General features: G+C 67.6%; 24 protein-coding genes. 14 read left to right on the plus strand and 10 right to left on the minus strand.

The window, feature by feature from the left end:
- Positions 1 to 1,017 precede the first annotated feature (1,017 nt).
- Positions 1,018 to 1,638, plus strand: coding sequence for a hypothetical protein (locus OG735_RS41000; protein ID WP_327328658.1), 621 nt, complete (start codon positions 1,018 to 1,020; stop codon positions 1,636 to 1,638).
- Between the two features lie 55 nt (positions 1,639 to 1,693).
- The gene (locus tag OG735_RS41005; protein ID WP_327328659.1) at positions 1,694 to 2,113 is read left to right on the plus strand and encodes a helix-turn-helix domain-containing protein; all 420 of its coding nucleotides are present in this window, start codon (positions 1,694 to 1,696) and stop codon (positions 2,111 to 2,113) included.
- Between the two features lie 285 nt (positions 2,114 to 2,398).
- Here the strand turns inward: OG735_RS41005 and OG735_RS41010 are convergent, their stop codons facing one another.
- The 4 genes from OG735_RS41010 to OG735_RS41025 form a co-directional block, all read right to left on the minus strand.
- Positions 2,399 to 2,728, minus strand: coding sequence for a hypothetical protein (locus OG735_RS41010; protein ID WP_327328660.1), 330 nt, complete (start codon positions 2,726 to 2,728; stop codon positions 2,399 to 2,401).
- Positions 2,722 to 2,925, minus strand: a complete 204-nt coding sequence (locus tag OG735_RS41015; protein ID WP_327328661.1) for a helix-turn-helix transcriptional regulator — start codon at positions 2,923 to 2,925, stop codon at positions 2,722 to 2,724. Before OG735_RS41015 ends, OG735_RS41010 begins: the two co-directional genes overlap by 7 nt.
- 1,775 nt (positions 2,926 to 4,700) lie before the next feature.
- A complete protein-coding gene (locus OG735_RS41020) occupies positions 4,701 to 5,234 on the minus strand; it encodes a hypothetical protein (protein ID WP_327328662.1) in 534 nt (177 codons plus the stop codon).
- 1,377 nt (positions 5,235 to 6,611) lie between these two features.
- Positions 6,612 to 7,001: a hypothetical protein gene (locus OG735_RS41025; RefSeq protein ID WP_327328663.1), complete on the minus strand. Its 390-nt coding sequence runs from the start codon at positions 6,999 to 7,001 to the stop codon at positions 6,612 to 6,614.
- A 77-nt stretch (positions 7,002 to 7,078) separates the two neighbouring features.
- Between OG735_RS41025 and OG735_RS41030 the strand changes: the two genes are divergently transcribed.
- The gene (locus OG735_RS41030; RefSeq protein ID WP_327328664.1) at positions 7,079 to 7,267 is read left to right on the plus strand and encodes a hypothetical protein; all 189 of its coding nucleotides are present in this window, start codon (positions 7,079 to 7,081) and stop codon (positions 7,265 to 7,267) included.
- A 34-nt stretch (positions 7,268 to 7,301) separates the two neighbouring features.
- Here OG735_RS41030 and tpg (OG735_RS41035) read toward each other — a convergent pair whose 3' ends face one another.
- Positions 7,302 to 7,892 carry a telomere-protecting terminal protein Tpg gene (gene tpg / locus OG735_RS41035; RefSeq protein WP_327328665.1) on the minus strand — a complete coding sequence of 197 codons (591 nt, stop codon included), beginning with the start codon at positions 7,890 to 7,892 and terminating at the stop codon, positions 7,302 to 7,304.
- 103 nt (positions 7,893 to 7,995) lie between these two features.
- Between tpg (OG735_RS41035) and OG735_RS41040 the strand changes: the two genes are divergently transcribed.
- Positions 7,996 to 8,814: a GNAT family N-acetyltransferase gene (locus OG735_RS41040; RefSeq protein ID WP_327328666.1), complete on the plus strand. Its 819-nt coding sequence runs from the start codon at positions 7,996 to 7,998 to the stop codon at positions 8,812 to 8,814.
- Positions 8,815 to 9,025: 211 nt separating this feature from the next.
- Positions 9,026 to 9,883: a DUF4231 domain-containing protein gene (locus OG735_RS41045; protein WP_327328667.1), complete on the plus strand. Its 858-nt coding sequence runs from the start codon at positions 9,026 to 9,028 to the stop codon at positions 9,881 to 9,883.
- A gap of 308 nt (positions 9,884 to 10,191) precedes the next feature.
- On the opposite strand, the gene tpg (OG735_RS41050) is transcribed toward OG735_RS41045, so the two are convergent.
- Positions 10,192 to 10,749, minus strand: a complete 558-nt coding sequence (tpg, locus tag OG735_RS41050; protein ID WP_327328668.1) for a telomere-protecting terminal protein Tpg — start codon at positions 10,747 to 10,749, stop codon at positions 10,192 to 10,194.
- 12 nt (positions 10,750 to 10,761) lie between these two features.
- Entirely contained in the window at positions 10,762 to 12,984 is a 2,223-nt protein-coding gene (tap, locus tag OG735_RS41055) for a telomere-associated protein Tap (RefSeq protein ID WP_327328669.1), read from the minus strand.
- Between the two features lie 122 nt (positions 12,985 to 13,106).
- Between tap and OG735_RS41060 the strand changes: the two genes are divergently transcribed.
- Together OG735_RS41060 and OG735_RS41065 are read left to right on the plus strand one after the other, a co-directional pair.
- The gene (locus tag OG735_RS41060) at positions 13,107 to 13,367 is read left to right on the plus strand and encodes a type II toxin-antitoxin system Phd/YefM family antitoxin (RefSeq protein ID WP_164343520.1); all 261 of its coding nucleotides are present in this window, start codon (positions 13,107 to 13,109) and stop codon (positions 13,365 to 13,367) included.
- Positions 13,364 to 13,609, plus strand: coding sequence for a type II toxin-antitoxin system RelE family toxin (locus OG735_RS41065; protein ID WP_327328670.1), 246 nt, complete (start codon positions 13,364 to 13,366; stop codon positions 13,607 to 13,609). Before OG735_RS41060 ends, OG735_RS41065 begins: the two co-directional genes overlap by 4 nt.
- 169 nt (positions 13,610 to 13,778) lie before the next feature.
- Here the strand turns inward: OG735_RS41065 and OG735_RS41070 are convergent, their stop codons facing one another.
- Positions 13,779 to 14,303: a hypothetical protein gene (locus OG735_RS41070; protein ID WP_327328671.1), complete on the minus strand. Its 525-nt coding sequence runs from the start codon at positions 14,301 to 14,303 to the stop codon at positions 13,779 to 13,781.
- A gap of 498 nt (positions 14,304 to 14,801) precedes the next feature.
- On the opposite strand from OG735_RS41070, the gene OG735_RS41075 reads away from it, so the two are divergent.
- From OG735_RS41075 to OG735_RS41095, 5 genes are all read left to right on the plus strand, one after another.
- Positions 14,802 to 14,975: a hypothetical protein gene (locus OG735_RS41075; RefSeq protein WP_327328672.1), complete on the plus strand. Its 174-nt coding sequence runs from the start codon at positions 14,802 to 14,804 to the stop codon at positions 14,973 to 14,975.
- A 174-nt stretch (positions 14,976 to 15,149) separates the two neighbouring features.
- Positions 15,150 to 16,268, plus strand: a complete 1,119-nt coding sequence (locus tag OG735_RS41080) for a helix-turn-helix domain-containing protein (protein ID WP_327328673.1) — start codon at positions 15,150 to 15,152, stop codon at positions 16,266 to 16,268.
- A 140-nt stretch (positions 16,269 to 16,408) separates the two neighbouring features.
- Positions 16,409 to 16,831 (plus strand): hypothetical protein, encoded by a 423-nt coding sequence (locus OG735_RS41085; RefSeq protein WP_327328674.1) that lies wholly within the window; start codon positions 16,409 to 16,411, stop codon positions 16,829 to 16,831.
- 90 nt (positions 16,832 to 16,921) lie between these two features.
- Complete coding sequence (locus OG735_RS41090) at positions 16,922 to 17,485, plus strand: hypothetical protein (RefSeq protein ID WP_327328780.1); 564 nt, start codon at positions 16,922 to 16,924, stop codon at positions 17,483 to 17,485.
- A gap of 7 nt (positions 17,486 to 17,492) precedes the next feature.
- Positions 17,493 to 18,365, plus strand: coding sequence for a DUF4231 domain-containing protein (locus tag OG735_RS41095; RefSeq protein WP_327328675.1), 873 nt, complete (start codon positions 17,493 to 17,495; stop codon positions 18,363 to 18,365).
- Positions 18,366 to 18,894: 529 nt separating this feature from the next.
- Here the strand turns inward: OG735_RS41095 and OG735_RS41100 are convergent.
- Positions 18,895 to 19,449, minus strand: a complete 555-nt coding sequence (locus OG735_RS41100; protein ID WP_327328676.1) for a hypothetical protein — start codon at positions 19,447 to 19,449, stop codon at positions 18,895 to 18,897.
- Positions 19,450 to 19,551: 102 nt separating this feature from the next.
- Here OG735_RS41100 and OG735_RS41105 point away from each other — a divergent pair, with 102 nt between their 5' ends.
- Both OG735_RS41105 and OG735_RS41110 read left to right on the plus strand, forming a co-directional pair.
- Positions 19,552 to 20,406, plus strand: a complete 855-nt coding sequence (locus OG735_RS41105) for a trypsin-like serine protease (protein ID WP_327328677.1) — start codon at positions 19,552 to 19,554, stop codon at positions 20,404 to 20,406.
- Positions 20,378 to 21,331 carry a hypothetical protein gene (locus OG735_RS41110; RefSeq protein WP_327328679.1) on the plus strand — a complete coding sequence of 318 codons (954 nt, stop codon included), beginning with the start codon at positions 20,378 to 20,380 and terminating at the stop codon, positions 21,329 to 21,331. The genes OG735_RS41105 and OG735_RS41110 overlap by 29 nt, the downstream gene beginning before the upstream one ends.
- Positions 21,332 to 22,227: 896 nt before the next feature.
- Here OG735_RS41110 and OG735_RS41115 read toward each other — a convergent pair.
- Complete coding sequence (locus OG735_RS41115; protein ID WP_327328680.1) at positions 22,228 to 22,503, minus strand: hypothetical protein; 276 nt, start codon at positions 22,501 to 22,503, stop codon at positions 22,228 to 22,230.
- Positions 22,504 to 22,558 lie beyond the last annotated feature (55 nt).

Here is a 22,558-nt window from a genome sequence, read left to right on the forward strand (position 1 = left end):
CTCCCTCGCTGCGCTCCGGGAGTTGAGGGGGGCCGGCCGCTGCGCGCCCGGCTGGCCGCGTATCGCGCGGCCGTCGCTGACGGTGCGCCAGGTGCGGCTAATGGGGGCTTTAGTGCGGGAGTTGGGGAGTGCTTTGCACTTCTGGGGCGGGTCCGCTGCGCTGCCCCGCCTGACGGTCCTTCCGGCTGCGCCTCCAGAACCTTGGGGCCCGCTGGCGCGGGCCTGGCTGGCTACGAGGGGTGGGGGTCGCTCGTTCGTGTGGGTTCCAGTGTATCGCGTGCATCAGATTGATGCAGCATGTACCGTTGGCAAAAACATGGGACACCTTCCAACCACCCGGACGGGGCGCGATTGTTGATAGAAGGTCAGCGCCGGAATTTGGTCCACCCCACTCACGCGAGGAATAACGAATTGGGAAGCTGCGGACCCGAGCCACGGAACGGGACCTCAGATATCGGAAAGCTCGAATTTCGGCGTACGGAGGTACCGGAGCCGAACGGCCCCCCAGGGCCGGGCGACGGAACCGCCCACAGGCATCAGCCACGCTTCCTCGCTTTTGAGCGTCTTGGCCGGTACCACCCGAGACTCAGAGCCGCTGCTGCTGTCCACGACCCGCACCGGGGCGTGGCGCCGCACGCGAAGCGAGCTCAGCCACAGAGGCCGGCCCCCTCGATCCGGTGGTTGTCGACGGCGACACGCCCGTTGCTGCCATCTGCTTGCCCCGTGCGCGCCGGGGAGTGTCGGCCGGGGTTCGCGTGGTGGTTGAGCTCTAGTGACACATAAGAGCGTTCCGCGCCGAAACCGGCTCTGACCAGCGGTAATGCGAAACCGTTTGTTCTAGATCTCCAGAACAAACAGTTTCTGGGTGTTCTGGAGATCTAGAACAAACACCCTCCGTACCTGACGGATCATCAGGTGACTGTGAGCCACCGTTTGTTCTGGCTTTCCAGAACAAGCCGGTTTACCTAGTGCTACCGTGCTCCCCGAAACGTTGATCATCTTTGGAGGACTGTGCTGATGGAACAGCTGCCGATCGTCCGCTCCGGCGAGCGTGTGGTTGCGCGGTCGGACGGTAAGGGCGGCTTGATCCTTGGCGTGGAGAAGATCAAGGGGCGCGAGTTCGCCGCGAGCGCGGAGTGCAGCGGCTACGTACTGGACGCTCGGCTGCTGATGGACGTGCTGGGCAGCCTCAAGATGCCCGGGAGCTGGTTCCAGGTCTGGTGCAAGCTGGTGGCGCTGCAGAACGCCAACCGCGCCGACGATCAGCTTCGCGTCGCGGCCCGAGGCTTCGTGAAGACCAACCAGCGCGACCTCCAAGCCCGGTGCAATCTGTCGGCGGCCTCCGTGAACGAGGCCAGTCAGTTCTTCGCGCACATCGGCTGGATGCGCACCGCCAAGCGCGGCATCCTCCAGCTGAACCCCTGGCTCACGGTGGCCGGCACCTCCGGCGAGCAGGAGAAGTGGCAGGCGCTCTGGAACAGCGCAGAGGGTCCGGCCTGCGTCATCCCGCACTCCGACTACCCCACCGAGTGGCGCCAGGTGCGGGAGGCGGAGAAGAAGGCTGCCGAGGCCGCCCGCCGCAAGGAGAAGGTCGTCACGCTGCGGCAGCGGCGGCCTGTTCGCAAGGCGAGCGCATGACCTCGCGCGGCATATCCTCGTTGCACGTCGACCTGATCGGAAGTGGTGAGGCTCCGTGAGCAGCTCTTACGTCCCTAGCCCTCCCACAGAGGCCCCCGTCACGATCCCTCGTGCCGTCCTGCGCCTCCTGGCCCTGGTCGACGTCTCCACCGCTGGCCGCCGCGTCCTGGACGAGCTGCTGTACCTGAGCGACCCGGAGACCGGCACTGTCTCGATCAGTCAGAACGAGATGTGCGTCGAGCTGGGCGCGAGCAAGCCGACCGTGAACCGTGGCTTCAAGGAGCTCCGCGAGTGCGGACTCGCCTGGAGCCTTGAGGACGGCCTCTACCAGCTCCACCCGCTGCTGACCGGCGGCGCGGTCTCCTCCCCCGTCATGCAGGTCCCGGAGATCAAGGCCGCCGAACCCGGGCGTTTCACCGAGCAACGCCGGGCCCGGTTCGCCGCGCAGATGGCCAACCTGGCCGCCACCGGCTGACCGCCCCACCGAAGGCCCGAAGGCGCCGCACCCCTGGTACGGCGCCTCCTTCATGTCCTCCCGCAGCCGTGCCGGTAGCACTAGCTAAACCGCCTTGTTCTGGAGGAGCAGAACAAACGCGAGCCGCTCCGCAATCGGCGCCGGACGGCTCGCAGCGAGTGGGCGGTAGCACCAGGTGAACCGGATTGTTCTGGAGCAGCAGAACAGCCGATGACGGCTCGGGGTGCCCGCGCTGCATGCAGCAGCTGGCATGGATTTCGTGCGGAACATCGCAGATCTGCGAATTTATGCACCGGCCTGCTGCACGAGCAGCACCCGTGTGCCGCCTGAACCGTGCGAATGCTGCGCTGCACTCCACAGCAGACGTCTTGCACCCATCACCACCGGGAGCAGCAGGACGTCGCTCGCGATGGTGCTGCACCAGCTGGCGACGACGTTGGCGGCCGGGTGCCTGGCGGGAGCGGTCTTGCACCCCAATGTAGGTAGGTACTTGTAGTACCTATGTGCGGGTTGAGTTCTCTTCCGCTGCACGCCGACTCGCCAGCGCAGCTGATAGGCCGCAGCACGGTCGGGGCGCTTGCGGATGCCCCAGATCTGCACGTCAAACGTCAGCACGCGGGCACCTCGCAGCCCTCGAACCACGCGTCGAGATCGGTACGGCGGATGCGGATCTGCCCATTGGGGAGCTTGAGGCAGCGGGGCGCGTTCCCGCGAGCGCGGAGCCTGTAGAAGGCGGCCCGCGACATGCGCAGCTCTGCCAGTGCTTCCACCATGGTCAGCATGCGGGTGGTCGGTGCGGCGGTCACTGCCATACCTCCCCTTCGGTCTTGGTCCGTTCCTTGTCGGCGCGGGTCTGGTTGATGTCGTGGCGGGTCTGGGCGGCGAGGAGTTCTTCGCCGGGCGGTAGCCGGAGGCGAGGTAGGCCCAGGAGGACTCGGTGACGAGGACGGTGTCCGGGCCGGGCGCGGGGTGGCCGGCGCGGGTGCGGGCGGCGTCGGCCTGGGCGAGTCGCCAGGCGCGGCGGACGTCGCGGCGCCGGCCACCCCGCGCCCGGCTCCCCTGAAGGTGCCGCTGTCGCGGACGAGCGTGCTGTTCCACTTGATGCGCTTACCGCTTCAGTCGGCAGCAGCGCAGCCCCGGCACCGCGCTTGAGCTGAACGTCTGGATGCGACCGGCCCGCTTCTCTGCCTCAAGGACCTTGGGGCCCCACTTCGGCGTCTCAGCGGCCAATAGCCCGCGCCACGGCCGCTAGGTCGCTGAACAGCCCATCCGTCTCATAGAAGGCGTCCATGGTCTCGGCCAGTCCGGCGGACGGAAGTTGGTCGCCGCTCTCAACCCGGCTCAGGTACGGGGTCTACCGCCTGACCGGGAACGTACGCGGGGCACCAGTGCATGCACAGCGGTGAACGACGTCGGAAAGCCGGGTGCGGGCGAACCGCATGCCCGGTTTGAAGCGGCGGGGACTGGAAACGGGGTATCAGCCACCGCGCCAGTCCCCGACCCTACTGAGGCTACCCGCGGCCCCCGGAAGCAGTGGGAGGCGGGCCAACAAAGCCGCGCTCGATGTTCTGTTGCTGGTCGAAGCGTTGGATCGCGGCTTCGTTTCCGCGTCGCTTTGCCCGCGTAAAGATCGGACTCACTGCCCATGTGGCAAGTGTCAACGCTGCGAGAACGAGTAGCGCCTGTGCGACGACCCCGGAATCCCGGAACAGCCAGGCGATCAGCCCTAGGAGTCCGGCCTCCCCAAGGGAGTACCTGAGAGCGGAAGTTCTATCCTGAACTAGCACCAAAGAGCGACGCGCCCGCGCCGCAGCTAGCGCATCGATTCGCGGCTCCAGATCGGCGGGCATAGGGAACACTACGCTGGGCGGGGCCCAGGCCCCGTTGGACTGAATGCAGCTCATCGACCAGTCGGCCCTTTGACGCGCATGCTCGCTTTCGTCACGGATAAACTTCAATCGAACTATGAAGGATGGTCCATGATGCACTTTCGTCAGGATGTAGCCGAACTCGTAACTAGTTGCGATTGCATGATTTATTCCCGCACTGTCGAACGCCGGGAATTTCAATGTGGCTGCTGGTCGCCCGTCAAATTGAGTGGTCGTTTCATGATCTATCTCGATTGAATTCACATCCAACCTCTGCATTCTTCGGGCCATCCTTCGGCTGCAACGGCAGTGCGCCCCTTGCCAACTTGCACGGTGGGCTCGGTGGTTAGCCCGGCGCATGGTGAAGCCCTCGGTGGACGGGTTCACGACCAAGACTTCCTCGCCCTGCCAGAGACTTCGCATACCTGTCTACCCGTGCGGGCTGAACGTGTCCAGCAGCTCCCGGCGCTTCCGCCTCTCCGCTCGCCTGCGTGAATAGGATCGGCGTATCCGCAGTGCGGCGTCCCCGAGGGCGAGGTCTTGGGGCGGCAGGCTCATTACATTCGCCGGCTACACCGTGTCCGACCAGGTAGACTGTCGGTCCTTGGGAACTGTGCCCGGGGAGTCCTTGCTCCGCGAGGATGCCATGGCGATGAGCATGGCCCGGTGGTTCCGGGGGCGCTAAGGAATTTTTCGGCACCGATGTCTGCCCCGGGGAGTCACTGGGCGGCTGCGGCGAAGTCGATCTTCCAACGGTTCTCGCTCCGGATGTAGCGTTCGAACTCTTTCTCGTGATCGGCACCCCATTTCACCTCCATAATGGCGCGGTCGGCGCCGCGATCGGCGCCTATCGCGACCCGGAACTCGGCGGTGTGGGTGTGGAAGTACTTCCACATCGGCTCGCCCCCGCTCGTACTTGCCTGCTCTATGAAAGAGCCCACGAGCTGGGGGCAGCTTTCACTTTTGGTCGGGTCCATGTGCACGTACTGGCATGCGATATCGCTATTGCCCTCGATGATCGCCTTTGCATAGGCGGCGGCCGTCTCCCGGACGCCGTCCTCGCCCGCGCTTGTGCCGGCGATCGTCGACGGGGAGTCGCTCTTCGCTGGCGCGCCAGCGCTCCTCGAGGGGCCGTCGGTAGGCTTTGACGCCTTGCCTGAGCCGGAGTCCGAGCAGCCTCCTGCGAGGAAGAGCAGCAAGGCGGTCACACAAAGCCGCCTGCCATGTCGCTGGAGCGTGGTCATGTTCGCCATGTCCGCTGTCCTCTCCCCGTATCCCGCGGCCCGCCGTCTCTGCGGAGGTTACGAGGCCAAGTCAAGCAGATGGGATGCGAATCGGAGTGCCGAGTAGAGCGCTTATGCAGGTCAGGGCCGGAAAACGGCCTTCGTTCGATAAGAGGCATTCGCCCCATCCTGGGTCATGGGCCTTATTGGTAACGGCTGAATCACGAGCCATGCTCACTATAGCGAGCATGCCGGCCATCTCGGTGTCCTCGCGGATCACGATCGGGGCATAAATGATCACCGCAGGTTGCACATTGGCGCCGAGTGCGGATGGTTGACTAAGCCCGGAAGTGCAGCGTAAGGTCCACAAACACGAATGACCAGTGCACGTCAATCATAGGTGGATACGTGAACATTGGCACAGCTAAAGCGCGAATGGCCCTCGCTGCTGGCGTCTTGGCACTCTCTGTTTGGGGTGTCCCCCCGGTTGCAGCCGCACCTGTCGGAGTCCAGGACTGGACTAGTTACATCGAGGCGTCGGCTACTTTCGAATCCAGAGTCTGGTACGAATCCGGGGGGGATATGGCGCTCGAGTTCAATGGGTGCCACAAGCCCGGGCATCAAAGTATCGCCGTGACAATGTATTCGGTGCGTGCGGGCGGACCCGACCCCTCGCATGGCACAAAGAATTTCACCGCATGCTTCACTAGTGGCAAGTGGAGTAGGGGGGTATGGAACTTGCCGAGATCAACGAACTACTACTTCTCGGCTAGTTTCCTAGGGAATTACTTAAGGGTCGACACAGTGAAACAGATATCCAACCCTTAGCCGACTAATTCGTCGACTTTGATCGACTCGGCGTCGAGGGCGAACGCAGTGGACTATGGGCCGTGAACGCGATAACCGTCGCGTGTCCTGCTCGCAGGGCGATTGCAAAGTCCCAGTGACCTTGCGAGTGTGCAGGTCACGGCAGTGTGACGATGCTGGATGAGCGCGCGACCAGACGCAACGAAGCTCCGTTGCGGAGGTGACCTTGTCAAGTCCCCTTCGTGCAACGGAGCTTCGATGTGCCGTCAGTCTGCCACCGTCTGTCTGGTCAAGTCGCCCGCCCGTCAGCACCGTTCGACGGGTCCGCTAGCCGATCGGCTGGCTACGCTGGCCGATCCGCGGTGCCGGCGCGGGAAGCGTCACCCCTTCGGGGCAGTACTGCTGATCGGAGGTCATGCGGACCAGGGCCGGAAGCCTTCGCTCCGTCCAGCCGGCACCCATTGGAGACGCACCGCCCGCTGACGAGTGAGACGGACGGAACAAGCCCCGGTCCATGATCCTTGAGTTCCAGCGGTCGTCGCAACACAGGTCGGCGGTGGCCTCGGTGTCGGCAGTCGCGAGCCGGCCGGTGAACGCCAGCTAGTCGACGGCGACGCCCGGAACCAGGCGGGCGAGTTCGGCGAGCAGCGCGGCGTGCGCGAGCACCGGCGGCGACAGAAGGCTGGCCGCAGCCTGGCGGGCGGCCGAGTCGCGGTAGTGCCCGAGGTGCGCGGCCAGGGCGTGGGCGAGCCAGGCGTCGACGTCGCTTTGCACGTCGCCGCCGGCGCGGCGGGTGAGTTCGTCGCGTACGGCTTCGTCGCCGTCGCGGGGCTCGGTCTGCTCCAGCGTGCCCAGCTCGCGCAGCGCCTGGAGCTCGTCGGCGCGGGCCGCGATCCGGGCGGCTTCGCGCAGGTCGGCTTCCCGGGCGGCGGCGGCGAGCTCGGCCTGGACGACGTCGTCGGTGTCCGGGTCGTAGACGGTGCCCGGCACCGCGACGGCGAGCAGCTGGGCGAGGCGCTCCCACTCCGCGAGCCCGGCCCGGCCGCGGTCTCGTCGGCCAGGTCCTCGTGCCGGGAGTCCTGCCGGGCGTCGAACCGGGCGTCGAACCGGGCTTCCTCGAGGGCCGCCGCGACAGCGCCGGCGTCCATGCCCTTCGCCCGGCGCCGGGCGGCCACATCCTGGTCATCTTCGGCCTCGCATTCGCGGTCAGGAATCAGGGCGGGCCGCCGCCAGAGCGCTTCTGCGGCGGCCCGTGAATATGGTTTATAGCAGGCCCGGAATTCGGCCGTGTCAGAACTCGAAATCTATCGACTGGACGTGCGAGAAATCCGCGCGCAGGCCATCGGCCCGGGTGCCCCATTCCGTGAAATACGACTCGGTGATGGCCTCCGCGACGACCGGATGCAGCTCTTCCTCCGTCGCACCGGCCTCCTGGAGCTGGAGGATCTGCGCGGCGTAGGTGGGTGAGATCGGGGTGGTGATGTGCCGGATCCGGCCGTCGTCCGAGGACCCGGAGGCGGTGAACCCGAAGTAGGCGACCACGCTCACCATCAAGCCGCCCGAGGCGCCCGCCTGCTCCCGAGCATGCGCCCTGACCTGCGGTTGCCACTCGGATTCGGTCTCCTCCACCAGAGCGGCCTGGAGGCGCTTCTGCGGCTTGGTCAGCTTCCCGGCGCGGTAGCGCTCCACCGTCCGGCGCGAGACGCCCAGGCGCTGGGCCAGGGCCTTGGTGGACCCCTTCGCCCGCGTGAGAAGGAATTTCACCTGAGACTTTGCAGATTTCGGCGCTGGCCGGGTGAACACCTTCCGCTCCGCCCGCACGAGGGCCTCCAGGACCTTGCCGCGGCGCGGGGCCGGCTGCTGCTGCTCGTGATCGCTCATACCTCCAGGGACCACGGATCGCCTGTGGACAGTCGCCGGCTGCCGCCGGGTGTTAGGAGGGTGCTGGGTGGGGGAGGGTTGCGGTGACAAGGGGAGGGACGCTGTGGGGAAGCGGAACGGGGCGCGCAAGGGCGCCCGGCGGTCGGGGAATCCGGCACGTCGCGAGGCGGAACGCCTGTACTCGGGGAACGTGCTGGGCGAGCGGATGTACGCCGCTTCGGCCCCCAGGCCCGGGACTGCGGTGCAGCCGGGCACCATCATCCCCGTGAGCGCCCCGGCCTTGCCGGACGGCCTCCGGCTCCGGGACGCGACCCGAGACGACGCGGCCCCGCTGGAGCCCGTGCTCCTGATGGCCGACCCGGACAACCCCGACGGCTCCTGGCGGGTCCTCCCAGCCGTGATCGACCAGAGTCTCGATCCGGAGAAGTACACGTGCGCACGCGTGGTGGAGGAGACGTCGTCCGGCGTGCTGGTCGGCGGCATGCTCGCGATGCCGGCGGTGTGGGCCTACACCCACCCCATGCTCGCGGGATCGCCCAACGCGCACATCATCGCCGGACTGGTCGCCAGCCTGGACTCCCTCGCGGTGGCCGAAGAGTGGCGTGGGAAAAGCGTCGCGCGCGCCCTGGTCGCCGAAGCCGAGAAGGTGATGGGCTCCCATGAGGAGGGGAAGCTGGGCGCGGCCGTCCTGTACGCCACGCACGAACCGGAGCTGACGGACTTCTACGCCGGGCTCGGCTTCACCCTCTCCCCTGACGGCATCGGCATCCCCACGCTGGCGGGGTTCATCTGCCACGGCCCGATCAAGGGCTTCCGCTTCTCGGTGAAGCCGCTGCGCACCGGCATCCAGCTGCAGCCCATGCCCACCCCCTACGGTCAGCAGCTGGTCCTCCGCGGGGTCCTGCCTCTCCCCGCGCCCTGACTTGAGCCCCGGGGACACACACCCCACAGCGTGCTGGTCAGCGACGGGTGATGGGGAGGGTGGCCCGCTTTGACCACGGCTTCGAAACTGGCCAACAGAACAGGAGCAGTCGGCCGGGAAACAGTCCCTGCGTGCCGATCTTCTTCGGATAATTTTTGGTCACCGGACGGGGCGGGTTCTGGGTTGACCATGAGGGCTGGTGAGCAGGGTGTTGCTTGAGATCGACGCGTTACGAACGGCGGTTCAGGAGCTGGAGCGAGAGGTTGCCTGGAAGCGGAGACGTGCTCGTCTCCTGGGCAGTTCTCTACTCGTCACCCTGGCGAGCATTCCCTCGCTCATCGCGTGGAATGCCATGTTCGCCGATGCCCATGCCGTGCTTGTGGCCGGCAGAGGCTTCCTCGTCACTGCGCTGGTCGTCGGCGGCCTCACGGTCGCAGTGATCTGTGTGGATCACCTCATCCGGGCTGACCCTCTCGACTTCCGCGCTGCGCACATACCACCGGACCGCTACGAGTACAGCCGGTCTCAGCTGCGCGACAGCCTGTCCACCAAGCGCGAGGAACTGCGCAGGCAGAGTTTGAGGGCGCATCCGCCACTGACGGAGCGTCGCAGCATGTATCGCGAGGACACCGTTGAAGTCATTGCCCAGTACGGGCGGGAGAGCCGCCACTACCGTCGTGTCCACAACACCCTGCAGTCTCTGATCATCATCGGCTCGACTGCGATAACCACGATTGCCGCCCTCAATCAGCAGGAGTGGAACTGGCAGACCCTGTCCGTCGTGGTTCTGGGGTTCAGCGTCACCCTCGCGTCCGCGTTCACTGGCTACTACAAGTACCGCGAGCGCAGCTACTTCCTGCGGCAGACGGCTGACGCCCTCGAGGAGGAACTGAACGCCGTGATGCTCGGGATCGGTGACTACAGCCAGTTCACCGAGGAGGAAGAGGGCGAGGCCCTCGCCAAGTTCACCCAGCGCGTCGAGACGCTTCGCGGTGAGCAACGGCGTCGCGAGCAGCAGCTGGACCAGCCTGCCGAGCAGGCCGCGCCCGTCGCGCCGCCGGCTGTGTGACCGGCAGGCGTCCCTAACAGATGCCTCGGACGCTTGCGAGCCGTCTGCCTACCCCGGGAACAACGATAAGTACGGGCCGCTGGGTGCGTTTCCGAGGCGGCCGCACTCGTGCGGGCCTTCGCCGACGCGGCCCTCGCCTCGCAGGAAGGCCGGCCTTCTCCCGGCACGGTCACAGGAACGGGGTGACCGGCCCACGCCGGCGTCGTTGAACGCGGCATCGCGTGCATGCATATCCGCCGCCCGCGGATACGCGAGTGAGCCCCGGACCACGTCGGTCCGGGGCTCGCGGGCTGTTCGGGGCGTGGCTGCTACAGGTCGAACTCGAGGTGTTCGACGTCCGTGAAGCGGACCTCCTCCAGGCTTCCGGCGCGGCGGCCGCCGTCCTGGAAGTACACCTCCTTGAGCGCTTCGGCCGCGATCTCCTGAAGCTCGCGGTCGCTGGCGCCGGCCTCCTGGGCGTCGAAGAGGCGGGCGGCGTAGCGGGGCGGGAGGGCGACGGTCAGGTGCCGGATGCGGTCCTGGTCCGTCGACCCGATCGGCGCAGTGTAGCCCATGCGGGCGCGGGTGTCGATGACGATGCCGCCGGTCGTCGCTGCCTTCTCCCGGGCCTTGGCCCGGATCTGCGGCTGCCACCGCTTCTTCACCTCGCGCTCCAGGCGCGCGGCGAGATCGGCGCGGGGCCTCTTGATCTGGTCCTTCACGTACCGCTCGACGGTGCGCTGGGAGATCCGCAGCATCTGGGCGACCGCCTTGGTGCCCTTGAGCTGCTTGACCAGGTACCGCATCTGCGCGCCCGCGCTCTTGGGCGCCGGGCGGGTGAACGCCTTCTGCACGGCGGCTTCCAGGCCGTCCCCGAACAGGGTCATCGTCTCCTTCTCCTACTCTCCGTTGTCGACGTCGGTGACGGTGCCGTCCTTGATGTACCGGGCGAGGTTGAGCTCCGGAGCGTTGAACCGCTCACGGACCTCCTCGCCCCACAGCACGCTCTGGGTGCCCTCGTGCTTGACCAGGCCCGGGTTGATGCCGAGCTTGAACCCGCCGGGCAGCGGCTTGCCCTCCCGGTAGGGCAGGAAGTCCAGCGGCGAGGGCCCGTCGGCCGCGTAGACGACGCAGTCGGACAGGATCGCGACCGGGTACTGCCCGGTGAACGCCGCGTGCTTCACGATCTTGCGGTGCAGGTTGATCCGGGTACGGGAGATGACCGCCGCGCGGATGTCCGGCCGCCACGTCGGGCGGGACAGGGCGCGCCACGGCTCACCGGGCCGCCAGCCCTCGCCCCGGGGTCGCTCGCGGAGCTTGCCCAGGCCGCCCTTTACCGTCGCCTTGACCGCCGAGACGACGATCGCCAGCTCCGGGTCACGGCCCTTGTAGCCGTCCATCGCCGCGAGGAAGTCCTCCGGCGACAGGTCGGCGTCGACGCCGAGGTCGGCCATCGTGGCGAGGTAGGCGTCGCGCAGCCGGTTGTACCAGCCGTCCAGGTAACGGCCGCTCTCGCGCCGCACCCACGCCTCGACCGGGCGCACCTCGTAGCCGAGCTCCACCGCGTACGCCACGGTGGGCGTCGCGTACCAGGCCGGCCCCTCCGGTCGCTCGCCCTTCGGCGTGAACGGAGAGGGCAGCAGGCTGCCGTCCAGCTCCACCCACTCCTTGCCCACCTTCACCTTCGACAGGTCGACATGGGACAGGTCGACCAGCCACGAGCCGGGCAGCTTCGGGTCGAACGCCGGGTTCGTGACGTGCGTCGGGGCTCCGAGGCCGACGTTCAGCCCGTTGGCACCCGCCGCGAAGGCCATGTTCACGTCGACGCCCACCAGGTGGCGGCGCAGGCATTCGGCGTCCGTCATCGGCCGCGCCCAGTCGTACGCCTCCTCGAACAGCTTCTCCCCGGGGCCGCGCACGTGGAACCGCGGCAGATCCTTGAGCAGCGGATGCCCGTCGGGGGCCTCACACGGCGCGCAGTCCACCGGGCCCTTCCCCAGCGAGCCGGGGTTGTGCTCGGAGTGCCGCTTACCGTCGGCGTCCGGCTCGGAGGCCCGCGTCGCCGGGTGCAGCGCGGTCATCAGCTCCAGGCCGGTCACGGCCGTGGAACCGCGCGGCGTCATCACCCGGGACGCGTACACGCCCAGGACCCGGGCGAGTTCCGCCGGCGGAAGCTGACCGGCCTCGCCCCAATGCCGCGTGTCCAGCGCCTGCCAGGACGGGATGCACAGCTGCACGCAGGCCCGCTCCGAGCCGGTGGCCGGACGGTAGATCCGCGCCCACGGCCCGAACCCGCGCTTCGTCAGCTTCCACTCCGCGCGGACCAGCTGCTTGATGACCTTGTGGCCCTCCGGAATGCGCCCGGCGAACCGCTCCTCCTCCGTCAGCGCGGCCGGGAGACCGTAACGCTCCAGCGCGGCCTCGGTGAGCACAAGCAGCGGATCGGCGTCCTTGCCCGGCCCGGACAACTTCGACTGCCCCAGCTTCGCCTCCTTGAGCGTCCACTCCATCAGGGACGGGATCGACTTGGCGGGCACGTCCAGGACCAGACCGCCGGTGCAGTACGCCAGCACCTGCCCGTCCTCGACATCGACGACCGCCAGCGGACCGTTCTCGAACCGCGGGTCGGTGCCACCCGCCGGGGTCCCGGCCGGGGCCGCCTTCTTCGCACCCGGACGGCGCCACGTCGACGACGGCCTGGTGGTCCGCGCCGGACGTGACGCAGCCGCCGGAGCAGCGGCGACGGGAGCAGGGGTCTGGGTGTTCTCGGATGCAGTCATGGCCGCAGCCTCGGGCGCCGGGCCCGTGGAGAGAGCCGGCGCTTCCGCCGGGGCGGGCGCGCCGGTGAACGTGGCCGGCACCGCAGCATCGGCCGGGGCGGGGTAGAGCTCCGCGAGCTGCGCCAGCAGCCGCGCGTACGCCTCACGCTCCGGGCCCCGGGGCTCGGTCGGCTTCTTCGCCGACTCCCAGCCGGACACCGTCGCCCGGCGCACCTTCAGCGCGGCAGCGACTTCGTCCAGCGTCAGACCGTGCGCGACCCGCAGCCGCTTGCGCTCCTCCGCCGACGGCAGCGAAGCGCGGGACGCGACCAGCGCGTCGACCGCATCGAACAACTCGGACATGGAACACCTCCTGACCGACACTCTACCCCATGAACCGTACAGATGACGTACGCTCGCCGTACGGATCGCGTACGAGGCGTGTTCGATGGCGGCAATGTGCACACTTCCGTAATCTGGTGTGCATGACGGAGACGACCTATTCGATCGTGGAAGCCCGCGCCCGCCTGGGCGCCATCGCGCGTGAGGTCAGCGCCACCCGTGAACCGGTCGCCATCACCGACCACGGACAGACCATCGCCATACTGGTCAGCCCCGCCGACGCCCTCGAACTGCAGGAGATGCGGGCCCTGGCCGCCTACCGCGCCCGCCAGGCCCGGGGTGAGAGCGCCGGCGTCCCGCACGACGAGGCGTACCGCCGCGTGTTCGGCGGAGCTGAGGCGTGAACTACGAGGTCATCTGGGAGCCCGAGGCCCTCGCCCAGGCCGAGCGGTTAGCCAAGGACGACCCCGACGGGGTACGGCAGGTGTTCACCGCCGTCGACCGCCTCGCCGACGAACCGCGGCCCAACGGCGCGTTCGGCAGCGCCGACGTACTGCGCATCCACGTCGGGGTCTACCGCGTGATGTACGAGATCAGCGACCAGCAGGTCCGCGTGAGTGTGATCCACCTCGGGCGCCTGCGCTGAAGACGACGGATGGGGGGCGACCTTTCAACGAGGCCGCCCCCCATTCGCATTGGCCGAAGCAGATCTACTGACGGCGGCCGCTGCCACTGAGCTGGCGGCGGGAGGGGATGTCCCGCCTCCGGGAAGCGCCTGGCGCTCGTCTACGGCTCGCGGCGCTCCTGGGCGGGCGTCAGATCCCGGGCCGTCTCTCCTGGGAAGCGATCCACTCCCGGCGGGCGTAGGTGCGGACTGCGTCCCGCTCGGCGTAGGTGCAGCCGTTCTCCAGAGCCGACGGAACGTCGCCGGTGGTGCTGGTCCCGTGCCGGTGGTCGTGGCGAACGAGCTCGTCGGCGACGTCGGAGGCGTCGGTGCGCAGTTCCACATCTTTCGGCACCGGGCGGGAGTCCTCCTGGTAGGGACGCGGCAGGTAGCTGCCGTGCCCGTGACACAGGGCGAGCACGTCCAGGACAGCCGCGGCCTCCAGCAGATCGTCCCGGCACTCCAGCGCCAGACTGCTCACCTGGGAGTCGATGAGGTCCTGGCGGCGAGCGGCGTGCGCGGCCGCCAGGTGCTGACGGTCCATGACCTGCGCGTACAGCAGGGCCGGGACGAGTTGGCCGATGCGGACCAGGTGCTTTCCGTACGCGGCCTGAGCCGCCCGGCTGGTCGACCAGCCCGGCCACGGCTCATCGGGGGAAGCTCGGTGTGCGCTCATATCGCGGGAAGCTACCCACTGAGCGGCGGCAGCGGGGCCGGAACGGATCATCCCGGCCCGGCACCGCGTACCGGGCTGCACCGTCGCCTGACGCTGCTTGGCGTGTTCAGCCGCGCCAGCCCCGCTCCGGTGCGCGCCGGGCGTATGCGGGGGGCGGTCCGACCGCGTCTGACAGGTTACTTACGCCCTGTGCCCGGTTTCGACCATCCATGGTCGCCCCATCGCCTGCATTAGCGTCCGGGAACGTTCATCAACCGCAATCGCCCCATTAACGGACAGTAGCGATGGTGCTCCGTATGGGTGAGCCGGTACGTTCGCGGGCACGAGACGGCTCCGGCACGGCGCCAACCAGGACCAGAGCCGACTCGCCCATCGAAACCTTCAAGCACGGAGGGCGCAGTGCCTCCTGAATACATGTCCCGACGACTGCCACAAAGCACCTGGCCGGGGCGGTCTGACCGTAGCATCCCTCGCCGACACGCCGCCGAAACCCTTGACGTGCGTGACAATCAAGTCAACGTCCAGCTTGGGCCCTTCGTGGTTATGCCAGTCCTCGGCATCATCCTCATTTTCCGCCCCGAAGTCGTGGAAGTGAGCCTCGCGGTGACAGCCGCAGCGATCGCCTCGTTGCGCCGCTCTCACGTGCGCTACCGGCGCCTTCGCACCACCTGACGCTCCGCCGGCTGCCGGGCCGCGAACCAGCCGGCCCGGCAGCCCGGCTCTCGCTGTGACACCGCGCGCACAAGATCGCGGCACTGAGGGCCTGCACACACGGCCCTCGGACCGGAAACTTGCCGTTTTCCGCGTCAAATTCCCAATAGCAATCCCCGAAAGGGACCAGATCGCATGACCCCGAAGGGCCATGACAGGCTTGAGTGCCTAGCCCCCGGCTGCCGCAACGTCATCGAGCAGACCCGGTCCGGCCGACGGCGCAAGTACTGCTCCGACGCGTGCGGAGTGCGGTACCGCAAGTTCCGCAGCGCCCACCCGGAAGCCATCGACAACGACGCCTACGCGATCGCCGTCGCCGAACAGTACGCACAGCACGCCGGGCAGCTGACTCAGATGATCCGTGACGGCCAGCCAGTGGCCGCCCTCCAGTTACTCGTCACGTGCGAACAGGACTGGAAGGATCTGCGCGCCGCCGTAGTGCAGCAGGCCCGCGACCGGAAGATCAAGTCAGCCGACATCGCCACCGCACTCCACATCAGCCCGGACACACTCAGCCGACAGATGACGGCCGAACACATCTCCAGCCGCCGCGAACACCGCACCCCACCCGCCACTTGCCCACCCGCACCAGCCCCACCGCCCCAGTCAGGACCGGCCGCGGGCACCAGTGGACCGCACCAGCGCTATCCCCACCCCGCCCCCACCTCGCCACCACGCCCGGCCGGCGGCTTCCCGGACACCGACAACGGCCCCCCCGCCGACGGACCGGCCGCCACCTTCGCCCGGGCCCTGTCCCACCTCCAGCGCACCAGCGACAAAACCCTGCGCACGCTCGGCCAGGAAGCCCGGGTCGACCCGTCATACGTCTCACGCGTCCTCAGCGGCGAACGCCTGCCCTCATGGAAAGTGACCCGGAAGCTCGCCTCCGCCTGCGGAGGAGACCCGGAAGAACTGCGCCCACTATGGGACGCCGCACGCGGCTACCGCGTCGTCCAGCCCGCCAGCCTCCACGCCGCGCTGCGCGGTCTGCATCTCTCAGCGGCCTGCCCCGACGCCACCCTCATACGCCAACGCACCCACGACACAGTGTCCGTGGAGGACATCACCGGCATGCTCAACGGCACCCGCGTCCCGGACTGGGACCAGGTCGACCACCTCGTGGACGCCCTGCACGGCCAGGCCGACACCATCCGGCCCCTGTGGGACGCAGCCCGCACCACCACCGGCCCAAACACCGCACAACCGGGCCCACCAGCCTTCGCATCCACCCTGCCGGCGGGCGCGTTCGGATGACCGCCCCCGCCATAACCACGCTGCTCACCCTCCCGACAGGGAGCTGCCACGTGCGGAAAACCGACTCGCCCGGCCACAGCCCCAGACGGCATCCCCCCAGCAGATCCGCCCCCCGCGGATCCGCGGGGACGGACCTGGACGTGGCACTGCCCCCAGCCTTCGAAGGCTTCTACACCCTCCACCACCACCACTACCTTGCCTACGCCCTCGCTCACCTGGACCGCCGCACCGCCGAAATAGCCGTCCGCGAAACCTTCGGCATCCTGGCCACACACTGGCCGCACGCCGTCAGCCGGCGCAGCCCCGCCGCGTACGGATGGCGCCAGCTCGTCGACAGCGTGCACGCCCGCACCCCGCCGTTGCCCATCCCCGTGGAAACCCCCGAGCAGTACCACGCGATCGTCCTGCACCACATCGTCGGCTGCGAACTTGAGGAGATCGCCGCCACCACCGGGCACGAACTCAGCAAAATCCGGTACCTCCTGCGCTCATGGAAACACTCCGCCGCCCAGGCCCCCGCACCGCGAGCACCCACCAGCCAGCCCTGCTCCGCGGCTGGCTGATCATCTCGCTGACACATCGACGACCCGCGTGGCAGTGTCGTCGATGATCGTGAACAGCCTGATGGCGAGGGGGAGTTCGTGGAAGCACGGATGTGGGACGCGCTGGTCGACGTGGTGAAGAGCGCGTACACCGCAGGACTGGGCGAGGGGACCGTTCCCCGGCCGGTCATCATGCCGCTGGTGCACGGCGAGCTGGTCGGCCTGATCTGGGTCCGCCCGCTCAAGGCCGACGAGGACGCCCTCACCGGTATTGCGGAGCTGGCGAACATCGCCGCGGCGGCGGCGGGCGCGGACGAGGTCGTGCTCGCCTGGGAGACCCACGACGTCGCCACCGCCTGCAACCTGCCCGTCGTCGGTCCGGCCCCGTGCCTGAACATGGTGACCGCCACCCGGGACGGCCACGTGCTGCACCAGTTCCCCTACACCGAGCAGCTCCTGGCCCGCAGCCCCGAGGGCTGGGCGTCGGTCGCCCCCGACTGGCGGCCGGCCCCCGCGCCACAGCCCGGCGGCGAACTGGTGCCGCCCATCCAGGCCGCGGTCAACTTCGCCTTCACCCCCATCGAGCTGAACCATCCCGACCCGTTCGGCGTCACCGTCGTCCTGATGGAAGAGGACGGCTACCGCGTGCGCCTGACCCAAGCGTTCGCCCGCTGACCCCGCCATGGCACGGAGCCTTGACGACGACGCGGCCCGCCGGAAGCGGGACGCCGACGAACGGATCTACGTGGTGACCACCAACCTCGTCATCGACGCACAGGAGAAGCTCGCCCGGCGCCGGCGGCTGGACCGTATCTGGCGCGCCGGATGGGCGGTCAGCTGGCTGTCCTTACTCACCGCCGTCATCGGCACGGGTATCACCGCGCTCACCGTGGGCGACCCGGCGCGGTTCGTCCTGGGCGACCTGATCTGCGGCAGCCTGCTCCTGCTGTCACTGCTGGCGCTGGTCGGGGTGCACTTCGCCGGGCGGGACCTGCCCACCCTCCAGCGTGCCGAGGCGCAGCTCGCCTCCGCGCAGGAGTCGCTGTGGCAGCAGAAGGTCGAACGGCGCCCTGACCTGCCTGACCGGCGCAGCCTCTACCGTGAGGAAGTCGCCACTGCGATCGAGCAGTACCAGGTCGACAGCCGCAAGTACCGGCGGATCCACAACAGCCTGCAGTCCCTCATCATGATCGGTTCCGCCTCCACGACCACGATCGCGGCCCTGGACACCGGCAAGGAGCTGACCTGGCAGAGCGTCACCCTGACCGTCATCAGCTTCGCTATCACCGTGGCGGCGATGTTCACCGGCTACTACAAGTTCCGCGAGCGCAGCTACTTCCTCCAGCAGACCGCCGACGCCATCGAGCAAGAGGCCAACGCCGTCACCCTCGGCATCGGCCCCTACAGCGAGTTCGGAGACGTGGGGGAAGTCGAGGCGCTGAAGTTGTTCACCCAGCGCGTCGAAGACCACCGCAACGAACAGCGCCGCCGCCAGCAGCAACTGGACCAGCCCTCCGATCAGGCCGCCCCCACCGGCCAGCCGCCGGCGCCCTGACCACGACTCAGCGCCGCGGCTGCCGACGACCCCCTCTGTGCTCGGACCGTACGGGGGCCGGCGGGGCCACGGCCGGCGCCCTCGTCCCGCGCGCCCAGGGGGGGAACAGGGCCAGCGCGGCGGCTTCATCGACCGCACCGCCTCCGCCTGGGTGGCAACGTCCTCCCGCGTCGCCGACGTCCTCAGCCGAACGGTCCAGGCGCGCCCGCACCAGCCGGGCCGGAGCCAGGACAGCCCCTGGCGAACATCGCCGCGGCGGCGGCGGGCGCGGACGAGGTCGTGCTCGCCAGGGAGACCCACGACGTCGCCACCGCCTGCAACCTGCCCGTCGTCGGACCGGCTCCGTGCCTGAACATGGTCGCCGCCACCCGCCACGGCCACGTCTCTGGCGCCTTCGCCAGTTCCACGCCCTCGCGCGACACCCGGCGGAATACGTCGGACTGGAACCAGTCCCGGGAAAGCAGCGCGCGGCTCCAGCCAGGTCCAGGCGCACGAGTGTGATCACAGGCGTCCGCTTCTCGTTGTCGGGTCAGGATGGACGGGAAGACCGTGCGGCCCGTCGGCGGACACTGATGACACCCACGGCAGCCAGTGTGGCGGCCGCGGCGCCAAGTGCGGCTCCTTGCCACAATCCCCAGCCGTCGGCCTGCCGTTCACCAGTGGCCTCTACCTTGACCTCGCTCCAGAGAACGGTGGGGTCGTAGTCGCAGACGCTGTCCCGGTCTGCCTCGTTCATGCACCGGGCACCCTCGTAGGTGAGGGTGAACTTCACTTTGTACGTGCCTGGTTTGGCATTCGGGAGAATACGTCCCGAACCGACCCATGCAGCGTCGGTGTCCCCCAGGGCGTTTCCTTTGTCCAGGGCTGTACTGGACATTTCCACGCCTGTCGGATGCGGATTTCCTGGTTCCTCTTTGACGGTAACCCCGACATTCTGACCCGGACCCGCCGGGCCGGTGATCGAGGCGTATCCCTTGTTCGGCAGCGGTACTTTCTCCGCGTGCGCCACGCCTTGCCCGCCGACAAACAGAGCAATCAAGCCAGTTGCAACCACACATTGGCTGACACTCCGACACTTGGTCATTAATCTCTCCCCCTGTTGCAGGTCGCCCTAGGATCATGGCCTATCCGGGGGGATCACGCTACACGGAGTGGTCTGCCTCTCCTTTGACCATGGAGAAGCAACTTGAAGATACGAAGAAAGCTCGCCGTTCTCGTGGGGGGACTGGCGCTCACGGTGATGCCGCTGGCGCCAGCGCAAGCGGAATCTACACCGCCGCCAACCCCAGTGCCAGCGGCCGGAGACAATGACGCACGCGGCTTTACACCTGCCGACGCGGACGCCTATTGGACACCCGAGCGAATGCGTGCCGCGCAACCGGTAAAGGGTGGCAAGTCCGCGGATGGCCCCGTCCCCCGCAGTCTGGTCGCCTCGCCCAGCAAGCCATTTGAAGGCATACCGATCGTCGGTACGTTCTTCTTCAGCGACGGTACCAATACAGGCCGGTTCTGCGGCGGGACTGTCGTCAACAGCCCCGGCAAGAACCTTGTCATGAGCGCCGGTCACTGCTTTGACGACCAGGACGCGCGGAAGAACCTCACCTTCGTTCCACAGTACGACGACGGCAAAAAGCCCTTCGGCAGCTTCACCGTCAAGCCCGGCCGGATCTACGTCGACAAGCGGTACCTCTCCAAGGGGACCGATGCCGCAGCCGACCTGGACTTCAACTTCCTGCAGCTCGAGCCCCGTGGCGGCAAGAACGTACAGGACGTCGTCGGCGGCGCCGAACTCCTCATCAACGCAGGCTACGAGCACAATCCCGTCCGCCTCATCGGCTATCCCAACGCCTCGAAGCGGCCGCTGGACTGCACGGACAAGACTGTGCGCTACAACAGCACCGACCCGAAAATCCCGGGAAGCTTCCTGCGCATCGAGTGCAAGGCTTACTCGGGGGGCGCCTCCGGCGGCCCGTTCCTCGTCAAAAAGGGGGTCGGGGTACGGAATCGTCGGCGTGATCGGCGGCTGGCACACCGGCGGTGACGTCGACGACATCTCCTACAGCTCCTACCTCGACGGCGACGCCAAGAAGCTGTACGACGACGCGGTCAACAACAGGCAGCCGGCCGGCCGCGGAGTCCTCGGACAGGCAGAGACCTGGAAGCACGCCGAGGTGCTGGCGGGCGGCTACTTCACCGACGGCAACCCCGGCGATGACGACTACTCCGACCTGGTCGTTCGCTGGTCCGACGGCGAGCTCACCCTCTACCGCGGCGCCGGGGAGGACGAGGACAACTTCGACAAGGAAATCAGACTCGCGCCCAAGGACAGCACCTGGAAGCACGCCGAGACCATCGCGGCAGGGGACTTCACCGGCGCTGACACGGACGACATCATCGTCCGCTGGGTCGACGGGGAACTGACGCTCTATCCGGACGTGGACGAGCAAGGCTTCCACGGCGAAGTCCAGCTCCAGAAGCCCAACGCGCTGTGGAAGCACGCGGTGTCCATCACCGCAGGCCGCTACACCACCGGCAGCAAGTGGACCGACGACCTGCTGGTGCGCTGGTCCGACGGCGAAGTCTCCCTTTACACCGACGTGAACCGCGACGGATTCCACGGCGAGAAGAAACTCGCCGCAGGCGACAGCGTCTGGAAATACGCCAGCAGCATCGCCGCGGGTGACTTCACCGGCAACGACCAGTGGGACCTGATGGTCCGCTGGAAGGACGGCGAACTCACCATCTACAAGGACATCGACCAGACCGGCCTCCACGGCGAAGTCCAGATCAAGAAGAAGAACGATCTGTGGACCAAAGCCACCGTCATCGCCGGCGGCGACTACACCGCCAACGACTACCCGGACGACTTCATCGTCCGCTGGACCGACGGCGAAGTGTCCCTGTACCCCGACGCCGACGAAACCGGCCTCCACAGCGAAATCACCCTCGTCTACCCGCCAGCCTGAGCACGAGATCGCATGGACGCCACGCCAACCACGGAGCACATAGGCCCAACCAGTCGAAAGGAAAACCATGAACTACCTCACGAAGACGCTGGCCGCAGTCAGCGTTGCCACCGGTTCTGTCCTGCTGAGCTCAGGACCGGCAATGGCAAGCGTCGCGGGAGGCATCCTTGCAAACACCACCCCAGCTGTCGCCGATCCGGTACCCCTGCCAGAGGCGAATTGGCGAGAGGTGCCAGATGCGCCACGAACCTGCAGCACCGTAAGGGAACATTCGAAAAAGCGCGGCGTGCGATTCCGCATATGCGTCATCGCCAATAGCCGCAATGAAGCCCAGGCCATGTTAGTAGTGGTAAACAATTCGAACGATATGATCGCGATGGATGGAAGGGCGCTGCAAAGCTGGGGAGGGTCGGTAGCGTGTGCGTCGACCAACCTCAATAAGGGATTCCAGCGCGCCTGCCTCGGAAAAACCGAGTTGCTAAGCGTCAGCAACAATTCAGCGCGAGGGGAGCTTTACGTAAATTGGGGAGATCCAGACGTTTTGACACATAGGCTACCCGGGTAGCGCGAGAAGTCTTGAGCTGGTCCGCACATCTTTGGACAGTGCGTTAGTGGTCTCGGGGACTGGCGCGGCGGCCGACGCTCCGTTTCCAGTCCCCGCCGCTTCACCGTATGTGCGGTTCTCCCGCATACGGCTTTCCGGCATGTTCACCGACTGGCATGTGCTACCTCCCTGCGTACGGTTCCGGTGAGGCGGTAGACCGGGTGATCTATCCATAAGCGATCACACTTCACCGAACAGCGAGCCGGAACCTGCCGACCCGGCCGTCCGCGTGCGGGTCGGCAAGGAGGCGGCCGCCTCTCTGGCCGCTCCCCGTGCCGAGGAAGGCCCGGGGCTACGACTCGTTGAGTTCCTTGAGCCGGGCGGCGTAGAGCGCCGCGATCCGGGCCGTCTCCTCCGTGTCGGCGGTCCCCAGCCGCTGCTGGTCCTCCAGCGCGGTCTGCCGGGCGGCTTGGAGCTCCTCGATCCGCTCCTCGTCAGGCACGGGGGCCCTGCGCTCGGCGGCGAGCTGGGTGTTGTACCAGGTCACCACGTCCCGGACGATGTCCATCGCCTGCTGCTCCTCCCCGTCGTCCAGGCGGGAGAAGTCGGGGGTTGGCGTGTCGGACACGGCACTACCACCTTGTTGTTGATCTTGGTTGGAAACGGCCATTGTCTCCTTGGCC

The sequence above is a fragment of the Streptomyces sp. NBC_01210 genome (assembly GCF_036010325.1).
In the GTDB taxonomy this organism is placed as follows: Bacteria; Actinomycetota; Actinomycetes; order Streptomycetales; family Streptomycetaceae; genus Streptomyces.

Excerpts from the sequence above, each read along its gene's own strand:
- OG735_RS41020 (WP_327328662.1), bottom strand. The coding sequence starts at position 5,234 with ATGGCGAACATGACCACGCTCCAGCGACATGGCAGGCGGCTTTGTGTG.
- OG735_RS41070 (WP_327328671.1), bottom strand. The coding sequence starts at position 14,303 with ATGAGCGCACACCGAGCTTCCCCCGATGAGCCGTGGCCGGGCTGGTCG.
- tpg (WP_327328665.1), bottom strand. The coding sequence starts at position 7,892 with ATGAGCGATCACGAGCAGCAGCAGCCGGCCCCGCGCCGCGGCAAGGTC.
- OG735_RS41090 (WP_327328780.1), top strand. The coding sequence starts at position 16,922 with ATGTGGGACGCGCTGGTCGACGTGGTGAAGAGCGCGTACACCGCAGGA.
- OG735_RS41000 (WP_327328658.1), top strand. The coding sequence starts at position 1,018 with ATGGAACAGCTGCCGATCGTCCGCTCCGGCGAGCGTGTGGTTGCGCGG.
- tap (WP_327328669.1), bottom strand. The coding sequence starts at position 12,984 with ATGTCCGAGTTGTTCGATGCGGTCGACGCGCTGGTCGCGTCCCGCGCT.
- tpg (WP_327328668.1), bottom strand. The coding sequence starts at position 10,749 with ATGACCCTGTTCGGGGACGGCCTGGAAGCCGCCGTGCAGAAGGCGTTC.
- OG735_RS41095 (WP_327328675.1), top strand. The coding sequence starts at position 17,493 with ATGGCACGGAGCCTTGACGACGACGCGGCCCGCCGGAAGCGGGACGCC.
- OG735_RS41080 (WP_327328673.1), top strand. The coding sequence starts at position 15,150 with ATGACCCCGAAGGGCCATGACAGGCTTGAGTGCCTAGCCCCCGGCTGC.
- OG735_RS41060 (WP_164343520.1), top strand. The coding sequence starts at position 13,107 with ATGACGGAGACGACCTATTCGATCGTGGAAGCCCGCGCCCGCCTGGGC.
- OG735_RS41015 (WP_327328661.1), bottom strand. The coding sequence starts at position 2,925 with ATGGCAGTGACCGCCGCACCGACCACCCGCATGCTGACCATGGTGGAA.
- OG735_RS41100 (WP_327328676.1), bottom strand. The coding sequence starts at position 19,449 with ATGACCAAGTGTCGGAGTGTCAGCCAATGTGTGGTTGCAACTGGCTTG.